The organism is Lujinxingia sediminis (genome assembly GCF_004005565.1).
GTDB lineage: Bacteria > Myxococcota_A > Bradymonadia > Bradymonadales > Bradymonadaceae > Lujinxingia > Lujinxingia sediminis.
In genome coordinates this window covers 1-19,880 of sequence record NZ_SADD01000016.1, presented here as the reverse complement: position 1 = coordinate 19,880, position 19,880 = coordinate 1, and the positions used below count along the sequence as shown (strand labels likewise).

Genomic DNA, 19,880 nt, shown 5'->3' with positions numbered 1-19,880 from the left:
ATGGCTGAGAAGATTCCGATGCCGCTGGCCAACCGCCAGCCCGAAGCGCCTCAATCCGAGCGTAACTCCGGCCCGGCCCGGCCCAATCTAAAATTTCAGCCCGATGAGGCCGGCCCGCGCCCCCGCTGGATTCGCAAGCGGCTTACGCTCAAAAAAGAGTTTTTTGAGACGCAGGAGCTGGTCAAAAAGGCCGGGCTCAACACCATCTGCGAGTCGGGACAGTGCCCGAATATCACCGAGTGCTGGTCGCGTAAGTCGCTGACCTTCATGATTCTGGGCAACATCTGCACGCGCAGCTGCGGATTTTGCGATGTGATGACCGGCCGCCCGGGCCTTGTCGACGAAGATGAGCCGCGGCGCGTGGCCGAGACGCTCGCCGGCCTCAACCTTAACTACGTGGTGATCACCAGCGTCGACCGCGACGATCTTGCCGATGGCGGCGCGCTGGCCTGGGCGAACACCATCCGCGCCATCAAAGAATCCTGCCCCGGGCTCGGCCTGGAGGTGCTCACCCCCGACTTCAAGGGCGACCTTGAGAACGTCGACGTGGTGATGGACGCCGGCCCCGACTGCTTTTCGCATAACATCGAGACGGTCGGCGCGCTGCACCGCGAAGTTCGCCCCCAGGCGCGCTACGAGCGCAGCCTGGCGGTGCTCAAGCACGCCCGCGAGCACGGTACCGCGCTCATCAAGAGCGGCATGATGCTGGGCCTCGGTGAGACCAACGCGCAGATTCTCGAAACCATGGAAGATCTCGTGGCCCACGGTGTGGAAGTGCTCAACCTGGGCCAGTACCTGCGTCCGAGCGCGCGTCACCTACCGGTGCGCCGCTGGGTCAAGCCCGAAGACTTCGAGATGTTCAATGAAGAGGGCGAGAAGATGGGCTTCAAGCATATCGAGTCGGGACCGCTGGTGCGCTCGAGTTACCGCGCCGATTTGCAGGCCGAGGAGATCGCTCAGAAAGATCAGAGCGCTTTTGGTGGCTGCGGCTCGTCGTTTGCGAATACCTCCGAGACATCCACAAAGGGTGCCTCGAAGTGAGTGACGTAGGGCGCGGACGAAACGATGTGGACTGGCGGGTGCACGCCATCCTCGATCCGGACTTTGTGCAGGGCGACGCGCTGGAGCGCGCTCGCGCCCTGATGGCCGCCGGCGTGGGCGTGTTGCAACTTCGCGACAAGCGGGGCGACGCGCGCAAAACCTTTGAGCTCGGGCGGGCACTGGTTGAGGCGGCGCGGGGCTGCCAGACGCTTATCATCATCAACGACCGTCTGGACGTGGCGATGGCGGCGAGCGCCCACGGGGTGCATCTGGGCCCCAACGATCTGCCGGTAGCCGCGGCGCGCCGGCTGGTGGGCGATCGCCTGATCATTGGCGCATCGGCGGGCAACTCGGAACGCGCCGGGGCTCTGGTCGCCGAGGGAGCGGATTACCTGGGCGTGGGCGCCATCTTTGAGGCCCGTGCTGTGAAGAGCGATGCGTCCTCGCCGCAGGGCCCCGAGCTTTTGCGAGCGGTGCGCCGGGAAGTAGGTGCGTCGTTGCCGGTGGTGGGCATCGGCGGCATCGATGTGCAGAACGCGGGCCAGGTGGCGGAGGCCGGCGCGAGCGGGGTAGCGGTGATCCGCGCGTTATGTCAGGCCGACGACCCGCAGGCAGCCACCTCCCGGCTCCGAGACGCCTTCGACCGAGGGCTTGAGCTGGCGCGCTCACACTAGACCTCACGCAGGAAGGCCGGGCGTTGCTCCGCGCCTCAACACCCCGCAGAGCCAGAAAGGGCGGCCTCCATCCGGAGGTCGCCCTTTCAGCATTGAGACTCGGTGTGTTCTTCCGGCGAGCGCTTAGGCCCCCCTTTCGGTGGGATCGACGCCCGCCACCGCGCCGTCCTCGAAGAAGGGCGCGGTGATCTGGCGATGTTCCTCACAGCCCAGGATCTCCATCAGGTCGGCCGGCGCCTGATAGGGCCGCGGCCAGTGTCCCAGCAACTCGCGCTTGAGCTTACGTACACGTTCGGCGCTGGCGGCGACCTTCTGGCGAATTTCCGGATCCGCTTTGGCCTTTTCGATGATGCGCTCAAAGGCTGCGCGCCATTTGGCCTCGGTGTGGCAGATCAAAAAGATGTCGAGGCCCGCATCCAGGCCCATGTCCACCATCTCCTCGATGGAGTAGCGCTCCGAGACTGCTTTCATCTCGAGGCAGTCGGTGATGATCACGCCTTCAAAGCCCATCTCCTCGCGCAGGATCCCCTGGAGGATGCGCGGGCTGAAGGTCGCCGGGGCAAAGGTGTCGATGACCGGAAGTTCGATATGCGCGGTCATGATCATGGGGATGCCTGCCCCGACTGCGCGCATGAAGGGAAAGAGCTCCACGCCACGCAGACGTTTCTCGTCGTGCATCAGGCGGGGGAGCGTGTGGTGGCTGTCCTGCAACGTGTCGCCGTGGCCGGGGAAATGCTTGCCGCAGGGGACCACCCCGGCGGTGTGGTGGCCGACCATCAGGCCGGCCGCCGCGCGTGCGACCCGTTCCGGATCGCTGGAGAAGGCGCGGTCGCCGATCACCGGGTTATCCGGGTTGGTGTCCACGTCGAGCACCGGCGCGAAGTTGAGGTTAAAGCCCAGCACCGAGATCTCGGTGGCCAGAACCTCGGCCACGCGCGCCACCGCGCGCTGATCGGCGGCCTGACCCAGCGCACGCATCGGGGGGATGGGGGTGAGCGGCTCGCGCACGCGGACCACGCGCCCGCCCTCCTGGTCGACGGCCACCCAGGGGGGAAGATCGCCCTCGACCTGCGCATGCAGGTCGGTGGTCAGTGCGACGAGCTGGTCGATGCTCTCGACGTTACGGCGAAAGAGGATCACGCCGCCCACCTCGCCATCGCGTAGCGCCTGCGCTACCGGTTGGGGGGCTTGTGTGTGGGGACCATCGAAGCCCACGATCAACATCTGGCCGGCGTCGGCGCGCAGCTGCGCTTCGTCGCTCATAAGTGCTCCAATTTAGTGGTGAATCAGGTGGTTTTGAGTCTCAGTGGTTCGCGAGTTTGCGCGGATCGAGCACGTCGCGAAGACCGTCGCCGACGAAGTTTACAGCGAGCACCGTGAACATAATCGCAAGCCCCGGCACAAAGGCCAGGTGCGGGGTCAGAAGGAAGTAGCTGGCCCCCTGATCGAGCAGTCCGCCCCAGCTGGGCATGTCCTGGGGGCCCAGCCCCAGAAAGCTCAGGGAGGCCTCGGCCAGAATCGCTCCGGCCACCCCGAAGGTGGCCTGGATGATGACCGGCGCGAAGGTGTTGGGCACCACGTGGCGCTGCAAAATGCGCCAGGTGGGAAGACCTGAGGCGCGTGCGGCCTCCACATAATCCTGGTCGCGCACGGCCAGCACCTGCCCGCGCACCAGGCGCGCATAACTCGACCACCCCGAGACCGAGAGCGCCCCGATGACCGCCGGGATGCTGGGCTCCTGGGTGATGAAGATCAGCAAGATCGCCAGCAGAATGCCGGGAAAGGACATCAGGATCTCGGTCAGGCGCATCAGAGCCTCGTCGATCCAGCCGCCAAAATAGCCGGAGATGGCCCCCAGAATCACGCCGACCGTCGAGCAGATGCCCACGACCGAGAGACCCACCACAGCAGCCACGCGCGTGCCGTAGATGAGCAGCGTGAGCACGTCGGCTCCGTTCTCATCGGTGCCCAGCCAGTGCTCGGCCGACGGCCCCTGAAGCTGGCGCGTCACATCCATATGCGCCAGATCGTAAGGCGCAAGCCAGGGGGCGAAGAGCGCCACCAGGGCGACCACCGTAAGGATCGCCATCCCCAGGTAGGCCAGAGGCCCGAAGTGGTTGGCGCCGCTGCCCGCGCGAGGCAGCTTCAGGTGTGGAAGTCGCAAAAGGTTCATCGGCCGGCCGGCTCAGTCGTAGCGGATACGGGGGTCGATCAGCCCGTAGACCACATCGGTCACAAGGTTGACGACCACGTACGTCAGGGAGATGAAGAGCACGCAGCCCTGTACGATCAGGTAATTGCGGGCCTCAATCGCGTCGAGCAAGAGCATGCCCACGCCGGGGCGCGCGAAGACTTTTTCGACGATGATGGCGCCGGTGAGCAGGGCCCCGAACTGCAGTCCCACGATGGTAATGACGGGAAGTAGGGCGTTGCGAAGCGCGTGTTTGAGCACCACCAGGTGGCGCGGAAGCCCCTTGGCGCGGGCGGTGCGAACATAGTCCAGGTTGAGGACTTCCAGCATGCCCGAGCGCGTCATGCGCATCAGCTTGGCGCTTAATCCTGTGCCCAGTGTGATCGCGGGTAACAGAAGCGCTGTGAGCCCGGCGACTTCACTGCCCGGGTTGGGAAGAATCTGCAGAGTGAGGCTGAACGCGATCAGCAGCATCGGCCCCAGCCAGAAGTTGGGAATCGAGATGCCCAGAAGCGCAATCACCGCCGAGGAGTTATCCACCCAGGAGTAGGGCCTTAATGAGGCGGTGATCCCTAAGGGCAGCGAGAAGAGCAGCGCAAAGAACATCGCCGCCAGTGCCAGCTCAAAGGTCGCCGGGATGTTGGCCACCAGCCGGTCCATCACCGTGACCCCGCGCTCATCGCAGAGTTCGCCCAGGGTGCCCGAGGCCACGTCGCTCCAGAAGAGCAGGTACTGTTCCCCAAGTGGCTTGTCGAGGTTGAGGCACTCGCGAAGCGCCTCTTTGTCGACCTCCAGCGACTGCTCGCCGAGGATCGATTCGACGGGATCGCCGGGCACTGCACGCAGGATCAGAAAGACCAGCGTTACGACGCCGATGATCACGAAGATCGATGTAAAGAGTCTTCGAAGGAGGAAGGTGATCATGAAGCCCGATCGGGTTGGGGAAGGCTCGGCGGCCCCGAATGGCTCGCTTGCTTATAGGACACAGCGAGCGATCGCCGAGGATGGCCAAAATAAAGGGTTTTCGAAGGGGCCGCAATCGCGCTTTCGGCACGGCTGGACAAGGTCGGGGGGATCTGGAAGTTTGGCGCCGATTTCAACCCCGGGCGCACCCGCCACAGCGCGGCAGCCCGCACGCGGCAGGAGCGCGCTATGCTTTTGGTCATCGATGTCGGCAACACCAACACCGTTCTGGGCGTCTACCGCGGTGAAGAACTTGTGAGGCACTGGCGGCTGCAGACCCACCACGGACGAACCAGCGATGAGCATGGCATCTTCTTGCGCCAGCTCTTTGAACTCAGCGGGCTGGCTGTGGCGGAGGTCCATCATGCCATCATCAGCTGCGTGGTGCCTCCGATGGAGCGGATGCTGGTGAAGATGGTGCGCGACTACTTCGCCTGCAACCCCACCGTGGTCGGGGCTGATATTCAGGCGAACATGCCAATCGCCTATGACAATCCCCGCGAGGTCGGGGCCGACCGGGTGGTCAACGCCGTGGCGGCCTACCGGCGCCACTCGAAGGCCTTGATCGTGGTCGATTTTGGCACCGCCACCACCTTCGACGCGATCAGCGAGGAGGGGGCGTACCTGGGCGGGGCGATCTGCCCGGGGATCACCATCTCCAGTGAGGCGCTCTTCCACGCCGCCAGCAAGTTGCCGCGGGTGGAGCTTGCGCGCTCACCATCGGTGATCGGCAAAAACACCGTGCATTCGATTCAGGCCGGGCTGCTCTACGGCTACATCGGGCTTGTGCGTGAGATCGTCACGCGCATGAAGGCCGAGCTTGGTGCGGACAACGTCCCGGTGATCGCCACCGGAGGGCTGGCCAGTTTCTTCGCCGAAGAGACCGATATCATTGACGAAGTCGACGATTTTCTGACGCTCGAAGGTCTGCGCCTTATCTTTGATGAAGCCAGCGCGTCCTGATCGTCTTGAGTGCCGGCGCAGGCTTGAGCGCTACCGATCCTACCCGGGGAGGAATTGACGTGCAGGGCTTGAACTTTTCGCGTCATTTGCGAGAATGAATGAGGATTCATTCACGCGGCGGCCTCCGCGGCCGCATCCCTCCCCCGAAGCATAAGGAAGACCGAGTATGAGCGAGTTTCTTTTCGATCGACGCGACGTGGAGTTTGTCCTCTTTGACCAGCTTGAGGTCGAGAACCTGGTGAAGCTTCCGCGCTACCAGGACTTCAGCCGCGAGCTCTTCGAGATGGTCCTTGGTGAGGCGGTGAAGTTCGCTGGTGGCAAGCTCGCCCCGACCAATGAGCAGGCCGACGCCGAGGGCGTGCGCCTGGAAGACGGCAAGGTGATCCTGCCGGAGAGCTACCCGCCCCTGTACAAAGAATTCTGCGAAGGTGGTTGGTTCGCGCCGGTGCACACCCCGGAGTACGGCGGCCAGGGTCTGCCGCAGTCGGTGGGGATGGCGGCGATTGAGGCGTTCATCGCGGCGCACCCCTCCTTTATGTTCTTCTCGGGTCTGACCGTTTCGGCCGGCCACCTCATTGAGGTGCACGGCACCGAGCGTGACGTGGAGCTCTACCTGGAGAAGATGTACACCGGCGAGTGGGGCGGCACGATGTGCCTGACCGAGCCGCAGGCGGGCTCGGCGCTGGGCGACCTCACCACCACGGCCACGCCGGTTGAGGGCGAGGACTTCTACAAGATCGTGGGCAACAAGATCTTTATCTCGGCCGGCGATCAGAACCTCACCGAGAACATCGTGCACCTGGTGCTGGCGCGTGTGCCCGGCGACCCGGAAGGCTCCAAAGGCATCAGCCTCTTCATCGTGCCGCGTGAGCGCGTCAACGCTGACGGCTCCATCGGTGAGTCCAACGACGTGGCCGTCACCGGTCTCGAAGAGAAGATGGGCATTCACGCCTCGCCGACCTGCTCGATCTCCTTTGGCGACAACGATGAGTGTCGGGGCTGGCTGGTCGGTGAGCGCTGCCGCGGCCTTCAGTACATGTTTCTGATGATGAACGAGGCGCGTCTGGTCACCGGTCTTCAGGGCGTGGCGATCGGCAACTCCGCCTACCAGAGCGCGCTTGCATATGCCAAAGAGCGCGCCCAGGGCCCCAAAGTCACCGATCGCAGCGAGAGCCCCAGGAGCGTGGCGATCATCGAGCACCCCGATGTGCGTCGTAACCTGATGACGATGAAGGCCTACGGTGAGGCGCTGCGCGCGATGCTCATCAACACCGCCTTCATCAGCGACCACGCGATGTACAACGAGGACGAAGCGGTCAAGACCAAGTCGCAGGACATGCTCGACCTGCTTACGCCCATCTGCAAAGCCTTCTGCTCGGATATGGGCTTTAAGATGACCGAGATCGCCATGCAGGTCTTCGGCGGTTACGGCTACATCAAGGAGTACGGCGTCGAGCAGAAGATGCGCGACGTGAAGATCGCCTCGATCTACGAGGGCACCAACGGCATTCAGGCGCTCGACCTGCTCGGTCGTAAGATGCGCATGAAGAGCGGCGGCCTCTTCTTGACCTGGCTCCAGGACACCAACGAGTTTCTGGCTGAGATCAGCGACGATGAGACCCTTGGCGAGTTGGCCAAGCAGGTGGATGCGGCCAAGAACGCGCTGGGTGAAGCGGCCTTTGGTTTCACGGCGACCGGCAAGAAGGATCCGGAGTACCCGCTGCTGCACGCTACGCCCTACCTGCGCATGTTCGGGCTGGTGGAGTCGGCGCGTCTGCTTCTGAAGCAGGCCTCGATTGCCCAGACCAAACTTCAGGCCATCTGGGCCGAGAAGGGCGTCAGCGCCGGTGACGACGAGGCACGCAAGGCGCTCATTGAGCAGAACGACGACGCGCGCTTCTACGAGAATAAGATCAAGACGGCGAGCTTCTTCATCTATCAGATTCTGCCGGAAGCGCGGGCGATCCTGAAGAGCATCCAGTCCGGCGACCGCAGCGCGTTGGACGTGGCGCTCTGAGCTTGATGAAACGTGATGAAGGTTGATGGTTAAGAGGCGCCCGCCCTCCGCTCTAGCGGAGGGCGGGCGCTTTTGTGTCGGCACCGAAGCGGGGGAACATCGCGTATGTTGGCGCAAACTATGCAGATTGACAGGGGGCAGGACGCCCTCGACAATTGTGCCGCCGGCGGCCGGAAGGTCCGGTGTCGGGGCTGTTTCTGGCGCGTCTGCGCTTTTGAGGAGTTGTTATGTCTGCTCGCAATACCTTCGCTGCTACGCGTCGTTCGCATGAGATTATGGGGTGGTTGCGGAGTGGCCAGCGCGTGACGATCGCCGATGTTAGCGAACGTTTCGGGGTGCAGTATCCGCAGGCTCGTGAAGATCTGAAGTTGCTGGAAGAGGTCTATGAGCTGGAGACGGGGCGAGATGGGCGCATCAAGTACTGGCAGTGGCCGGGCATCTCATCGAAAGAGGCGGTCGTGGGCACGGCTGCGGCGCTGGAGTTGGGCGGGGTGGCGCTGGATATCTTTCGGGAGACGCCCTACGGGGAGTACATCGACGCATTGGCCCACGATCAGCGAAACTCGCTGGCACACAATCAGCAAGAGGGGTTGCGTCGGGTGGGGCAGGCGTTGAGGCTTCGGCGCAACTGGCTGCCGGTGCATCGCGAACGCCTGGTGGAGATGCTCGAGACCGTGCTCGATGCCATTCATCACGGGAGAAAGGGGTTGAGCTTTGAGTATGAGCGCTCCTCCGACGGCGATAGCAAGCATTATCTGGCCGTGCCGCGGCGACTGATCTGGTATCAGGGGCGGCTCTGGATGCAGGCCTATCAGGACAGGAAGCGAAAGCTCTTTGACCTGGCGGGCATTCTGAAGGCGGAACCGCTGAGCCTGGATCGCTTTGTGGATCGCCTGTTCGCGGAGCGGCAGGACGCGTTCGAGGCGTTTGAGTTTGAGGGGGACCGCTCCTCCATCTACATCGCTCAGGGAGGCACCGGGGAGGTTGGCGATGACGATGAGCCGGTCATCGATCCGGTCGCGCAGAAGACCTATGCAAGAGCGCGGGAAGATGCGTTTAAAGCGGCGCTTCTGAAGGAGGTCGAGCACGAGAGCGAGCTGGGGAGTCCCGAGGAGGAAGACGCCTATTTTGAGCATGCCTTTGGCATCTATGCCTACAGCGGGCCTGTGGAGCAGGTGGAGCTTGAAGTGGGGCCGAGCTGGGCAACGTATCTGCGTCGATACCGCGTGCACGCCTCCCAGGAGAATGAAGATCTGGAGGGCGGGAGGCTTAAGGTTCGTTTTGAACTGGCGATCTGCCCGGAGTTCACGTCCTTCGTGCTCGGGATGTTGCCGGAGGTGAAGGTGCTCAAACCAGCTTCGCTGCATGCACGGCTGGAAGACGCCGTGCGAAGTTGGCTTGAGGGGTAAGAGGGCGACGTTTCGACCTTCGAGCTTAGCTGAGGGGCTGTATCTCGATCTCGAAGTGGACGAGGGCGTCGGGGTTGTAATGAAGACGCATGACGTGCGGGGTTGCTCGCTCCAGGAAGTTGACCTGGACCCGGGCGATCTCCTCATTTCGAGCGAAGGTGGGCGCAGTGATCGCGCGCACGCCGGTGCGCTCGACGGCCTGGCGCGCGATCTCATCGCTTTCAACCAGGCGCCAGCCCGGGCGGAAGAGGCGCTGCAGCCAGGGGAGCAGGGTCGGCAGTGACTCGGAGGTTAGCTCAAAGGGGGCCGTCTCCAGAAAGCGCGCAAAGTGACGTGCGCTCGCCAGCAAAAGAAACTCGCCGGAGCTTCGCACATAGGCCAGGGAGGTGCGGCCCTCCGATGAGAGGGCACCAGGGCCGATCTGTCTGAGGAACGAGGCCGGCACGAACCCCTTGTCGACCGAGAAGACGATGACATCGCGGTGCACCATGTGGGTTCGGAGGCTGGCGGCGATCTCATTGGTCTGGATGGCGCTGAGCTCGAAGCGGTAGGCCACCCAGAGCTCGGCGAGCTTCATGTGCAAGGCTTCGCCGTCGAGGCCTGGAGTCGGGTCGACGTAGAAGTGGCGCGCGACCATTGCTGTGCTGGTGCGGGTGCCCTTCTCAGACTGTCGAACGAGCTGCTCAAAGCCGATCGCATCGAAGTGCTCGGCGTCGAGGATGGTGCGGGCCACGCCAAGAGGGTCAATCTCCTCCTGACCGACGCGCATCGTCGAGGCTTCTGGAGGCTGGGCGTAGCTCCAGACCGCACCGAAGGCCTGAGCGAGGCAATCGCCCAGGAACTTACCGACGGCAAGTGGACGCTGATCGTCGACGGCGGTTTCATCGCGGTAGAGGGCGCTGAGCTCGGGCATGCGTGCGAAGACGTCGTCGAGAAGGTTGAGCTCCAGCTGGCGGAGAGCCTGAAGCGTAAAGGGGACGGTGATATCACCGATGGACTGGATGCTGGCGAGCATGTTGTGCATGCAGCGCTCCAGGGTGATCTCCACGCCGATATCGCCGCCGGTGAGCCGAAAGGAGCTGCTGCGTATGGCGTCGCTGCGGCTCAGTACGGAGCGGCTCGGCAGCGCGATCGGCGGAATGGTATCGATGGGCTCTTCCATCTCGGAGGGCCAGGCCGGAGGGATCGCCGCCGGCACACTCTGCTGGAGGGCTTCGTTGGCGTTGCGTTCCTCGCGGAGCACGCGCGACATGTTGGTGAGGCCGGCGTCCATCAGGTTGGAGCGCTCGCGGGCGATGTTCTGGCGGCGCTCGCGGGCCTGGGAGCGCCGCTCCTGGGCCGGGGAGGGGCTCGGGGGCGCGTCGTCAGGCGTGGCGGAGTCGTGAGATGAAAGATCTAGGGTTGCCGAGGCGGTGCGGGAGCGAGACGTTGAACTTTTCTGCGGCGAGGTGGTGTGGTCGCGCAGGGAGGGTGAAGCCTGTTGAGCCGGCCGCTGAGGATGGGCCTGGGAGGCCGCTGAGTCGCCGTAGCTCCAGGGCTCAGTGCGGGGCACGTCGTCGAGACGCTGCTGAGCATTGATGGCGCGCCGTGCCGTCCCGAAGAACTGGTTGAGTGCGGCATCCTTATTGGGAATGGAGTAGTCGATGCGGTTGATAAAACGCATCGCTTCGGCCTGCGGGATGCGGCGGGCGGCCACCGCGTCGACCAGGTCCAGGACGACCCGGCGCATGTGCAGTGTGGCGCGAGGGTCGGCGCCGGCCAGTCCGGCGATGAAGTCTTGGGTCCCCTCGTCCCAGCGTCCCTGTCGAATACGCTGCTCACCAAGCAGGCTTCGGGCCAGCGCGTGTTCGGGGTTGGCGTTGACAGCCGCCTGCAGGATGCGTTCGGCGTCGGCGCGTTTACTCGTGCGTCCGGTCAGATCGCCGAGCAGAACGTCAAGATCGCTGTGGTGGTGCTCACGGGCTTGCTGCTCCACGACAAGGAGCGCATCGGAGCCTTGACCGATCGAGAGGATGGCAAGTGCCAGACCACTGACCATTTCAGGCCACTGCCTGGAGGCTTTAAAATGCTCCAGCGCCTTGCGGTAGTCGCCGTCGTGGTAGGCTCTCCAGCCCGCGTGAATCTGCGACATATCTGAGTCTCCCGGCTCGGTGGTGGCCCGCGCGGCGTGCGAGGATATCGGCACGCGCTGCGCGCGTGATGCGCTAATGTGCGAACAGTCCATGCTTAGCAAGGCGGCTCGGCCCGCGCAACGCCTCGCGGTGGCTTTCCTACTCCGCGTCGCGCCCCAGCGGCAGCAGTACGCGCACTTCGGTTGGAGAGCCCGGCGCAGTTTCGATTTCGATCAAGCCGCCATGTTCTTCAATGATCTGGCGCGAGATGTAGAGCCCCAGCCCCATGCTCTTGGTGGTGCGAGCGTTGGCTCCCGAGTAGAAGCGCTCAAAGATCTGCTCGACCTCTTCCTCGCTCATGCCCTCGCCCTCGTCGCGCACGCTAATGATCGCGTGGGCGGTGGCGGTGTGCAGGCGAACCTGAACATGCCCCTCTTTTTTACCATGCTTGAGCGCGTTATCGATCAGGTTGCTGATGACCTGCTCGATGCGGTCGGGGTCGATGACCGCGAAGATCGCTTCATCGGCGTTGTGCAGGGTGATGCGGTGACCTTCATGGCCATTGAGCCAGGGCTCGGCGATGCGTTTGAGCAGGGATCGCAGCGAGGTGGGTTTCTTCAACAGGCGCAACCGCCCGGTTTCTATGCGCGACATGTCGAGCAGGGCGTCCACCAGGCGGCGAAGGCGATGAACCTGGGACTCGGCGCGGCGCAGCACCTCCGGATCGACGCGCTTTCCCATCTCGGCCTGCTGGCGAGCCAGGTGAACGAAGCCGGAGAGTGGGGTCAGCGGGCTGCGCAGCTCGTGGCTGGCCACCGAAAGGAACTCATCTTTGCGACGGTCGCGCGCGCTGCGTTCGGTGACATCAGTCGCCGAAGCCAGAAAGAGGCGAGTTGCACCGGACTCATCGACCACCGGGGCGATGGTCATCAGGACATTGCGGCGGACCTCGCCGAAGTCCAGAACATACTCCTCGTTGGTGCAGCCGATTCCCTCGCTGACTGCGCGCACAAGAGGCCAGCGCTCCACGGGAAGTTCATCGCCCTCGACATCGCACACCGTAAAAGGATGGTCGGAAGGGCCGAGGTTCCTCCAGCGGTTATGCCCGATCATCGCCTGGGCGCGGGAGTTGTACATCACGACCTTGCCCTCGCTATCAAAGAGCAATACCGCGCTGGGTACGTGCTCAAGGACCGCGCGAAGTCGCATACGCTCTTCGCTGTAGGACTCGCGGATGTATGCCGTGGAGAGCAGGAGGTCGAGTGCGGTCGCCAGCAGCGAGAGCGTCGTGGGACGCGCGTCGGGAGGTATCTCGGCAACCCAGCTGAGCACGCCGTGGGCGGGAGGGCCACCGAGGTTGAGCACGCAGATATCGGGGGCGCGGCCGGGCTCCAGCGCCATGTGGTGAAGCAGATCGGCTGGAATCTGTGCGTTGCGAAGCCGTTCGACCAGACGTGCGCTCAGCGTAGCATCACCACTTTGCCAGCGAGGCGCAAAGCGATCTTCCTCGGCAGCCAGCAGCGCGACGGCCGGGGTGTTGAATGCTTCGCGCAGGCGTTCGGCCACGGCCATACCCAGGGCGTCCAGGTCGGAGCGTTCGTGGTGGAGGGCGCTTAATTCGCTGATGAGCTCCTGGAGCGCCTGATCTTGATCGCGCTGATAAGCGTGCACCAGGCAGAGCCAGGGGGCGTCAAGGGCGTCGATCGCCGGGAGAGGGGTAAAATGGGCCCGGAAAAGAGCGCCGCCCTCACCACGGAGGGAAAATGGGGCAGGAGGCTGGCCGGGCCGAGCGCGGCTCTGGTCGAAGGCCTCGAACATCGCATCCAGGGCCTCAGAATTCGCCGACTCAACCAGATGGCTGGCGAGGTCCTCACCGAAGAGAGCACGTGCGGAGTGATTGACGGCTACCAGCGCTCGGGCGCCGCAGTCAGCGTCGGGGATGTTTAACAGAAGCGTCGGTTGTGGGAGGTTCTCGTAGATGGCTGCCCACACCTGACCGGCCCGGGGGAGCATGCCACTCGTCTGCACGACTGCTCCAGGTGCATCGTTATTGGCCGGACTCACACAAGCTCCTTTACAGCATCTTACAACTTCGGGTTCGCGAAGCGACACAAGGCCGGTCTTCATCATACGTCGAGAGTGTCGGAAAACAAAGGAGCCCGGCGTTGAAAACGCCGGGCTCCCTGTCCGAACTCTACGCGAGGTACCTCAGGGGAGGTCGAGCGGGGCCGGGGGCTCGAGATCGGCGCCCTCATCGTCCAGTTTGGCGCCCTGGGGAAGCTCCGCGATTTCGATCGTCAGGTCGGCCGATTCGAATCGGGGGGGCCTGGCGCTGTCGATGGCGAGCGCATCGACGGTGTCGGTACCCCAGAACATGTTCTCCAGCGTCAGCGCCTTCTCGGAGGAGACGTAGCAGCCGAAGCGCTGATTGCGGCGAATCTCACTGGAGTTGAGGTGTGCGCTGGTATCGATGAGCTGCAAACCGTCGGCGGAGGCGTCTTCGCCCTCGATGTGAGGACGGGAGGCTGTGAGCAGAAACTCCGAGCCCACGATCGAGGCGACTTGTCCGAGGAGCAGCGCGCCGACGCCACCATTGCGAATGAAACTGGAACGCGTAAGTGCGACCGCCCCGGAGTGCTCGTCATTGAGCGCGCGCATGCCGCCGGACTGGTTGCTTAAGATGATCGAGTCATCGACGAGCAGGCGGATGCCAGTGCCGAACTCCGCCTCAGCCGGTCTGGCAGGGATGTTGCGGGCGAAGAGTCCCATGCCAGCGTTGTCCACCAGGGTAACTTGAGCCAGGTGGGCGAAGGCGGGCTGGTCGACGACAATGCCGTGGGCCGGTCCGTCGGTCATCGCCCATGGCGAGAGGCTCATCGGGCGGGTGTTGGCGATCAGGGTTCGGTGGAGCAGCAATCCCGATCCGGAGACTTGAACGCCGGCTTCGAGGTTGCCGCTGACGCTGACCTCACCGGTAAGCGCGATCATCGACCATGCATCGTCGGCGGCGAGTGAGTCGGCGGCCGGCGAGAAGGGACCGGCCGTGCCACCGGGGAAGAACATATCGCCGGGGAAGAACATGTCACCGGGGAAGAACATATCACCGGGGAAGAACATGTCGCCGGGGAAGAACATATCGCCGGGGAAGAGATCCTCCTGTGCGACCACATCTTCGGCTGGGAAGAACATGTCGCCGGGGAAGAACATGTCGCCGGGGAAGAACATATCGCCGGGGAAGAACATATCGCCGGGGAAGAACATATCGCCGGGGAAGAGCACGTCGCTGAGATCGGGGCTCTCCACAAAGGTCAGCGTGGGTACGAAGAGGGGACTTTCGGGCTCGGGGACGCTGAGTGCGGGGTTGAGGTAGGCGGCGATGCCAGCGTCGGTGCGGCGGGCGAAGACCCCCCGCCGGTTATCATGGATGCGGGTGGTGCCCGTGATCCAGGAGCGGCTGTCAATGGCGAGCAGGCCCGGACCCTGGTTGGCGTTGATCTCGGAGGCGCCGCGTACTTTCAGATACGAGGCGCGAGCATCGATGCCAAAGGCCAACGCGCTGAGAGTGGGGGCGTGGTGGGAGCGAATCGCGGAGTCGACCACTCCGAGCAGCGCGCCTTCGGCGCGCACACCACTTCGCGCCGGCGCCGGCCTGGCAGCGCCCCGGCCATCGACGATCACGTGCTCCAGAAGTGCACCGGCAGCAAAGCCTTCCTGAGCCTGGCCCTGGGAGCTGGCGAGTTTAATGCCGTGAAGGGCGTTGCCCGCAACGAGGGTCTGGCGGATGAGCGCCTGGCCGCCGTCGACGTTCACGCCGATGTTGGCGTTTTCGATGAGCGATTGCCCGATCACGGCAAAAGAAGTCTGTCGAAACTCGACGGCGCTGATGTCTGCGTGTTGCCCGTCAATATGCGCCGAGGAGAGCAGCGCCGTGGTGACGTTGTCGAAGGCCACAAGCGGAGACACCGCCCGCTCATGACCGCGTACGCTGACGCCGGCGAGCAGCGCGAGTTCACTGTCGTGGAATCGTACGGAGCCCGTACCTTGCAAGATCAGGCTCGTCGACGCGGCGCAGGGGCTTGAGAGGATCGTGGGGCCCCCGAAGCTCAACGCCGATGTAATGGTATGCTCGCCGGGGAAGAGCGAGAGAATGGTGGGACCGTCGAAGCTGGTGGTTGCGAGTGCCTCGAATGTGGTCGGTCGCGCCGGAGTGCTCCCGTCGCCGACGCTAATTCGGCCGCCGCCGGAAGATGTGGTGTCGTCGGTAAGAAGGGAGGGGGGGGCGACATAGATCACGCGGGTGTCGTCGCCAAAGAGCGGGTTCTGCAGGGCGGCGGGCTGCGGCCAGACAAAGTACTCGTCGAGCAGGCAACTCTCCATTCCGACAAATGTGCCCGCGTAGAATTCGCCCTCAGACTCGCTCATGGGAAGGCCGCTGCCTTCGCTGACATCATCGCTCAGGGCGCAGCCTTCGCTCGCTCCGTAAAGGCAGATGCCACTGCCGCTGGCTCCGAGATCGGCACCGGAGTCAGGGCTGTCTGGCGTGCCCACCTCCCGATCATCGAAGTTTCCAAAGTCCTCGGAGCAGGCCGAGACGCCGCCGCCGAGAAGAAGTGTGAGCACGAGAGCATGCAGTGATCGGGTCAATCCAGCGCGGCGTCTGGCCGGGGACGAAGTAAGGTGTGTCATAAGGAATCCATCGAGGGCTGCGCTCGTGCAAAAGAGCGCACCGGGCAAAGCCCGGAGTTCATAGGCGTCATCAACACCGAGAGGCTAGAAGATAGGCTGGCCTGTTGCAAAAGATCGCGCACGCGGGCGTGTCAGGCTGCCTGAGCAAGGCCCTGGTGCGGCTACGACGGCGTTCAGCGAGCCAGATCCAGCGCCATTCGAAAGCCGTAATGAACGTGGCGGTAGTGTTCCGGGCTGGTCTGGTGCCAGTCGAGTCGACACATCAGTGGAAAGGAGTTGAAGGAGCCCCCGCGCAGCACATACGTGCCAGCTGCGGCGTCGGCAGGTGTGGAGGTCCACTCGGCGATATTTCCCGCCATATCGAGCACCCCGTACGGAGAGCGATCGGTGGGGGTTGCACCCACAGGCTTGGGCATGGATTTACCCGGGGCGCTCTCGCGCATGTGACAGAACGATGCGTCGAAATGGTGGCCCCAGGGGTAGAGGCGCCCGTCAACACCGCGCGCCGCTTTTTCCCACTCCAGTGAGCTCGGCAGTCGGTACGGCCGTCCGTCGACTTTGCTGCGCCAGGCGATGTACGCCAAAGCGTCCATGCGGTTGATGATGCAGATCGGCCATGTGGGATCCCAGGCGTCGCCCTCAGCATCCTGGTGAGGAACAACGTAGTGCCCGTCTTCCAGCGGGAAGTAGGAAGGCATGTCGTCGCGTACCCGCGGGGCGTGGCGCCGCGCTGCGTCCGGTGCGTCGGCTGCGATCGCGTTGAGAAACTCCACGTATTGCCCACAGGTTACAGGCGTGCGCTGAAGCGCGAACGCGTCGAGTTCAACAACGTCCTGCTCCAGTGAGAGGGCATCGTGGGCACCGGCACGAAATGGACCGGCTGAGATGACGACAAAGTCGTCGGGAACCGACTCGTTTGGCCACATCGGCACGTGCACCTGAACATGGGCCAGACGCTCAAGGGCCAGGGGAAACTCCAGTGAGGCGTAGCCCTCGGCGCTGACATGCAGCGCGTAGGCCCCGTGGGGCAGATGTTGGAATGATTCGGGTGCCTGGCCCGGGGAGCCGATGGGCTGGCTGATGAGCCGCCGCTGTGATTCACTCACGCGCCAGAGTTGCAGAGTCGCCGAGGGGGGCACGGTATCCACCTCTAAGGTGGCCTCGCCACTTAGTCGTTGATCGAATGCACCGGTGTTATGCTGTCGAACCAGAGACTCAAAGTAGGTCGCGGTGGCGTGATCGCCGGCGGCTTCGGCCTGCAGAAAGCGCTCCCAGTAGAGTTCCGCCAGGGCGTCGTGGGCCTCATTAAGAGGGGCATAGCCCAGGCTCTGACTGAGCTGGCGGGTGACCTCGCCGAAACGCTTCTCCGCTTCCACGCCGAGTTGGTCGACCCTGGCCTCGATCTCCCAGAGCGCAGACTTCTCCTGCGGCGGAGCCCATGAGGGGATCGACCGGCGCAACTCGTCACGCTTGCGAATCGCCTGCGCCAGATCTTGGCGAGCTTCCTGATAGAGCGCGCGGCTGCTGTGGGCGGCTTCCACCAGGTGGAGGGCCTGGTCCTTCTGCCGTTCGCGCTCTTTGACGCCTTCCAGAAACAGGTTGAGCTCGTCGGCAAGCGCTTGAGCACTGCCGTAGCGATCGTCGGGGGCCTTTGCGAGAGCTTTGAGCGCAATCTCCTCGATGGTACGCGGAATCTGACGAGTTGGCGCGCGTCTCGATGGCGAGACTGGCTCGTCCTGAATGATGCTGATCAAGAGGCTCAGAACTGTGCGAGACTCAAAGACCGTTTTCAGCGTCAGTACCTCGTAGAGGATGGCTCCGAGCGCATAGACATCCGTACGTTCATCAACCTGATCGTTGTGGCCCTGGGCCTGCTCCGGCGCCATGTACTGGGGCGTCCCCACAAGTGTCCCGCGAGGAAGGGAACTGGTGTGAGGATCATCACCGTGGAGTACTTTGGCGATGCCCCAGTCGATGACGAAGACTTCGCCGTAACTACCGATAAGAATATTGTCGGGTTTGAGATCCCTGTGCACGACGCCTGCGTCGTGTGCGTATTGAATGGCCAGACAGACCTGGCGCACGATGCCTACCAGCTGCGTCAGAGAGTAATGAGCGATGCGTCCCTCGCGCAGCTCGTCGAGAATGGCAGCGAGACTGCGCTCACGAACAACCCGCATCGTGTAATAGGGGGAACCATGATGAAGCCAGCCGACGTCATACACCGGGACGATGCTGGGGTGCTCCAGCCGTCCGGTCAGTCTCGCTTCGGCCAGCAGCCGCTGGTGGGAGGTCGGGTTATCCGAATCAGGAAGCAGCGTCTTCAGAGCGATCTCTCGCTCCAGGAGTTGATCCCTGGCGAGAAGAATCTGCCCCATCCCCCCTCGGCCCAGCTCATCGACAAAATCGTAACGCGCCTCGGCATTGCTCCCATTAAGACGTGGTGAGTCCGTCAGATCACGTCGTGAAAGGCCGGCATCTTCCATGCCCGTCAGCGTAGGAGTACGACCCAGGGGCGTACCCGGGGGAGTTCGTTCGCCGTCGAACTCCCTCTCGCCGGGGAGGGATGAGCTCGCGCCGGGCGCGTTCATCCGATCAAGCGTGTGGGCCACGCGCTGCGATTCAAGATCTTCGAGGATCAGCGTATCGCCGTGAGCGAGAACCTCTTCGAATCGAGCGTCAGAGAGCAGCGCGAGATCACGCTCCAACTCTTCCAGGGCCTCCTGCGCGATGCTGCCACACATAAGAAGCGCCTCGCCAAGCGGGACTCCCTGCGTGCCAGCAAAAGTAGCTGCCTTGATAAGGGCGCTCAGACTAAGTACCCCACGGGCAAGCGCGAGCTGTCCGAGGCGAAGATCCAATTGATCAGATGCCATTGCCGTCACTGCTGACTGAGTAGAACACGAATTTCGAAGGTGCCGATTCGACTTCTGCGGATGATCTAACTACCACCGAAGACCAATCCACGCACCTCTATGAACGCTTGAAGAGCGCACGTCCGCCAGGTCATTGTCAGTCCGCCAGAACGGACACCTGCTCGTCTCGGACCCGGGCGGCATTCAGCGCTTCCGCCAGAACTGAAAAAAATCGACAAAAAGGCGTTGACATCAGCAACGCGACCCCTTAGGTTCCGGCTCCTCGACGCGGTGTCGCTCTTCGGAGCCACTCGCAATGAGACGGCCGAAAGCTACCGACGATGTCGAAGATTTTTCGAAATCGGGCTTGACGCCAAAGAAGTTCGGGCTTAGTTTCCGCCTCCGCTCAACGCGACGCCAACACGGGCCGCAGCGAGCAACGTCAACATGGATTTCGAAAGTTTAGAAACTTGAAAAAACTTCGAAAAACATCTTGACAGCACGAAACGCGGAGCGTAAGTTCCGCATCCCTCGACGGGGCGCCAAAAAGAAACACGGCGAAGCGCGAGGCTCAAGTCGAGACAAGTGCTCGACGCTCTTTGAAAAGTTCATAGGAATCCAGACAGGGCATGTTCAATGCCTTGTCGGACAGCAAGCGTTTTTACAAGCAAAGCAATGTCAAGAGCTTATGCTGTGCAGGCGGGTTGATGTTACATGACGTGAGCGTACGAACGACAGGTTCTCGTCAAGCGCATGTAACACGAGCGCGAGGCTTTATTTGAAGCGGCAACACTATGATCCGGCAGGGTCGTATCGGGCCGCGTCGCTAAAGTCGAAAGTGTTCGTAAAGCAAATCAACACCGATACAACCTGCACTACGAAAACCATCACAACACTTCGACTGCTTAGGTGCAGCGAGGGTGATGGGGATCCTAATCAAACTGGAGAGTTTGATCCTGGCTCAGAATGA

Annotated in this window: 12 protein-coding genes; 5 read left to right on the top strand and 7 right to left on the bottom strand. The window is 63.0% G+C overall.

Annotation, left to right across the window (positions count from 1 at the left end; all coding sequences use genetic code 11):
• A complete protein-coding gene (gene lipA / locus EA187_RS18410; protein WP_206524421.1) occupies positions 1 to 1,041 on the top strand; it encodes a lipoyl synthase in 1,041 nt (346 codons plus the stop codon).
• Positions 1,038 to 1,715, top strand: coding sequence for a thiamine phosphate synthase (gene thiE, locus EA187_RS18405; protein WP_164856395.1), 678 nt, complete (start codon positions 1,038 to 1,040; stop codon positions 1,713 to 1,715). The genes lipA and thiE overlap by 4 nt, the downstream gene beginning before the upstream one ends.
• 123 nt (positions 1,716 to 1,838) lie before the next feature.
• On the opposite strand, the gene nagZ is transcribed toward thiE, so the two are convergent.
• From nagZ to EA187_RS18390, 3 genes are read right to left on the bottom strand one after another with little or no spacing between them, the layout of a single operon-like run.
• A complete protein-coding gene (gene nagZ, locus EA187_RS18400; RefSeq protein ID WP_127781215.1) occupies positions 1,839 to 2,978 on the bottom strand; it encodes a beta-N-acetylhexosaminidase in 1,140 nt (379 codons plus the stop codon).
• A gap of 40 nt (positions 2,979 to 3,018) precedes the next feature.
• Positions 3,019 to 3,888: an ABC transporter permease gene (locus EA187_RS18395; RefSeq protein ID WP_127781214.1), complete on the bottom strand. Its 870-nt coding sequence runs from the start codon at positions 3,886 to 3,888 to the stop codon at positions 3,019 to 3,021.
• 12 nt (positions 3,889 to 3,900) lie between these two features.
• A complete protein-coding gene (locus EA187_RS18390) occupies positions 3,901 to 4,830 on the bottom strand; it encodes an ABC transporter permease (RefSeq protein ID WP_115608040.1) in 930 nt (309 codons plus the stop codon).
• A 228-nt stretch (positions 4,831 to 5,058) separates the two neighbouring features.
• Here EA187_RS18390 and EA187_RS18385 point away from each other — a divergent pair, with 228 nt between their 5' ends.
• From EA187_RS18385 to EA187_RS18375, 3 genes are all read left to right on the top strand, one after another.
• The gene (locus EA187_RS18385; protein ID WP_115608038.1) at positions 5,059 to 5,832 is read left to right on the top strand and encodes a type III pantothenate kinase; all 774 of its coding nucleotides are present in this window, start codon (positions 5,059 to 5,061) and stop codon (positions 5,830 to 5,832) included.
• Between the two features lie 166 nt (positions 5,833 to 5,998).
• The gene (locus tag EA187_RS18380) at positions 5,999 to 7,849 is read left to right on the top strand and encodes an acyl-CoA dehydrogenase (protein ID WP_127781213.1); all 1,851 of its coding nucleotides are present in this window, start codon (positions 5,999 to 6,001) and stop codon (positions 7,847 to 7,849) included.
• Positions 7,850 to 8,076: 227 nt separating this feature from the next.
• The gene (locus EA187_RS18375; protein ID WP_127781212.1) at positions 8,077 to 9,258 is read left to right on the top strand and encodes a helix-turn-helix transcriptional regulator; all 1,182 of its coding nucleotides are present in this window, start codon (positions 8,077 to 8,079) and stop codon (positions 9,256 to 9,258) included.
• Between the two features lie 25 nt (positions 9,259 to 9,283).
• On the opposite strand, the gene EA187_RS18370 is transcribed toward EA187_RS18375, so the two are convergent.
• The 4 genes from EA187_RS18370 to EA187_RS18355 all read right to left on the bottom strand — a co-directional run bounded on the left by EA187_RS18370 (position 9,284) and on the right by EA187_RS18355 (position 18,931).
• Positions 9,284 to 11,389: a tetratricopeptide repeat protein gene (locus EA187_RS18370; protein WP_127781211.1), complete on the bottom strand. Its 2,106-nt coding sequence runs from the start codon at positions 11,387 to 11,389 to the stop codon at positions 9,284 to 9,286.
• A 139-nt stretch (positions 11,390 to 11,528) separates the two neighbouring features.
• Positions 11,529 to 13,433 (bottom strand): PAS domain-containing sensor histidine kinase, encoded by a 1,905-nt coding sequence (locus tag EA187_RS18365; RefSeq protein WP_164856394.1) that lies wholly within the window; start codon positions 13,431 to 13,433, stop codon positions 11,529 to 11,531.
• Positions 13,434 to 13,577: 144 nt separating this feature from the next.
• The gene (locus tag EA187_RS18360; RefSeq protein ID WP_127781209.1) at positions 13,578 to 16,055 is read right to left on the bottom strand and encodes a hypothetical protein; all 2,478 of its coding nucleotides are present in this window, start codon (positions 16,053 to 16,055) and stop codon (positions 13,578 to 13,580) included.
• A 173-nt stretch (positions 16,056 to 16,228) separates the two neighbouring features.
• Entirely contained in the window at positions 16,229 to 18,931 is a 2,703-nt protein-coding gene (locus tag EA187_RS18355) for a bifunctional serine/threonine-protein kinase/formylglycine-generating enzyme family protein (protein ID WP_127781208.1), read from the bottom strand.
• Between the last annotated feature and the right edge of the window lie 949 nt (positions 18,932 to 19,880).